This window comes from Micrococcus sp. HMSC31B01 (genome assembly GCF_001816085.1).
GTDB classification, from domain to species: Bacteria; Actinomycetota; Actinomycetes; order Actinomycetales; family Micrococcaceae; genus Micrococcus; species Micrococcus luteus.
Map to the genome: position 1 here is coordinate 1 of NZ_KV824865.1, position 1,552 is coordinate 1,552.

At 67.1% G+C, this 1,552-nt stretch carries 2 protein-coding genes; both read left to right on the plus strand.

The annotated features are described in order from the left end of the window. On the plus strand, positions 1-352 hold a 352-nt coding region (locus tag HMPREF3105_RS00885), incomplete at its 5' end, for a transposase (RefSeq protein WP_141762366.1). Positions 353-874: 522 nt separating this feature from the next. Next, positions 875-1,213, plus strand: coding sequence for a hypothetical protein (locus tag HMPREF3105_RS00890; RefSeq protein ID WP_134377334.1), 339 nt, complete (start codon positions 875-877; stop codon positions 1,211-1,213). The last annotated feature ends 339 nt before the right edge of the window (positions 1,214-1,552 follow it).

Sequence of the window (1,552 nt, forward strand, 5' to 3'; positions counted from 1 at the left end):
GGCTTACACAGACCATCTGACACGCCCGCCCCGGGCGCGGCCTGACCGCCTGATTGCAGACAAGGGCTACCCCTCGAAGGCGAACCGGGCCTGGCTGCGCCGGCATGGCATCGCGGCCACGATCCCCGAGCGGGCCGATCAGATCACGCACCGGCGCCGCCGCCCAGGAAGACCGATCGACTTCGGTGAAGACCAGCGCCAGCGCTACCGGGGACGCAACGTCGTAGAGCGGTGCTTCAACCGGCTCAAGCAGTGGCGAGGGATCGCGATGCGCTCGGACAAGTACGCCCGGAACTATCACGCCGGGCTCTGCCTCGCCGCGACACTGCATTGGCTGACTACTATCCTTTAGCAACACGCCCTAGTGATCTTCGGCATGGGCTTCGCGGCCCGTCCGGTCGGCGCGTTCAGGTTAAGCATCCTCGACGACCTCTGAGGCCGACGCCCCACGTTGGTCCTCCCCGTGGTGCTGAGAGGCGCCGCGACCGGGGCCATTGACCTGCTGCCGACCTGCGCATGCATCGGCTTGGCTGCGCCGATCATCCTGGCCGTCCTGCGCCTCCTACAGGGCCTGGCCGTGAGCGGCGGTTGATGCGGGCCGCCGCCGTCGCGATCGAGCACGCACTACGCGCAGCGCGGCCGCTACGCCGCCATGATGCAGCTCGGCTTCCCCGCAAGGGACCCTGATCCCCTCCGGCGTCTTCGCGCTGGCGCTCATGCTCCCCACGGAGTTCGTAGACGCATGGGGCTGGCGCTTACTGTTCCTCTTCGCATGCCGATCCTGGCCATCGCCCTGTGCATTTGGGTGAAGATGTAGGGGTCGCCGGTCTGCGAGGAGCTCCAGAATCTCGGCGGCCGCCCAATCATGGCGATCATGGCCGCGCTTCTGGGCTCTGGCAGTTTCTACGCGACGAACACCTTAGCGTTCAGCTACGCCACCAACACGCTCGGTGTGTACCGCCTGGCCATGATCAACGCGACCCTGGTAGCCGCCGTCGTGCCAATTCTCGTGATCCTGCTCGTCGGCCGCGTGGATGCGTCCTGGGGCCCGGACCGAGTGACCATGGCTGGCGGCATCAACACGGCGCCAGCGGCGTGGCCACTATTCGCCCCTGATCGACATCGGCCAGGCATGGGCCATCACCTCGGCCGCGTCCACAGGCATCGGACTGCTGTCCATCACCTACGCGGCGACGGGCAGCATTCTCACTGAGCGATTCCCGGCCGAGTACCGCAACTCCGACACCACTGTCGGCTACAACCCGGCCGGCGCAACCTCCGACTTCCTGCGCTCCAAAGCCTCCTGGCTGATCGTCACGCAACCCCGTGTAGACGTTCACCCCGGCCATCATCTCATCATCCTCGTGGTCAGCTCCCCGCTGTCCGCAATCGGCGCCTTAATCGGCGAGCGGCTGCGGGTGACGGACGAGGCGGCGGTGCGAGCGGGCTGAGGTTGCCTGCCCCCACGGACGCCGATGACGCCGCACCCTTGGAGTGGTCCGGCGCCGCTGTGCGCGGGACGGGCTAGCTGTAGGAGGGCATGACGTTGTTG

Coding starts and splice junctions, on each gene's coding strand:
- HMPREF3105_RS00890 (WP_134377334.1), top strand. CDS start 875: ATGGCCGCGCTTCTGGGCTCTGGCAGTTTCTACGCGACGAACACCTTA.